We start from the raw sequence: 563 nt of genomic DNA on the forward strand, positions 1-563 counted from the left end.
ACCCGGCCTCGTGCAAGGCGGTGATGCCGTCGGCGACCTGCTCGGGCGTGCCGGTGAGCGGGAAGCCGCCATGGCCTGCCGCCATGCGGTCGCGGATGAGCGCCAGAAGATCGTGCGGAAACGACTGCGCATGGGCAAATTGCAGCCGCACCAGATTGTCGACCGCCGCCCAGTCGGCGTTGGTGCGGCCGAAATGTTCCAGATAGTCCGTGGCTTCCTTTTCGGTCGGCCGGCAGACGACATGGGCAAAGGTCAGCACATCGACATCGCTGCCGGCTGCCCTCGCCTGCTCCTTCAGCGCTATGATCTCATCCTTGGAGCGCGCCAGGTCGATCGCCGGCGTGAACAGGAAATCAGCGTTGCGGATCGCGAATTTGCGGCCCTCTTCCGACCCGGCGGCGTTGAGGATCGGCAGCCGCGCGGACGGGCGCGGGTCGCCAAGCACATTTTTGAGCTTGAACCAGGTGCCGTCCCAGTCGAAGGCGTCCGTGCGCTCCCACAATGCCCGGACGATATCGAACCATTCCTGGGCATAGCCATAGCGTGTGACATGGTCATCGGGC

1 protein-coding gene is annotated in these 563 nt (G+C 64.8%); it reads right to left on the reverse strand.

Features of this window, described 5'->3' with window-relative positions:
* A partial coding sequence (locus tag EOA36_RS36715; protein WP_127281329.1) for an LLM class flavin-dependent oxidoreductase occupies positions 1-563 on the reverse strand: 563 nt, incomplete at both ends.

Source organism: Mesorhizobium sp. M8A.F.Ca.ET.021.01.1.1 (assembly GCF_003998025.1).
GTDB lineage: Bacteria > Pseudomonadota > Alphaproteobacteria > Rhizobiales > Rhizobiaceae > Mesorhizobium.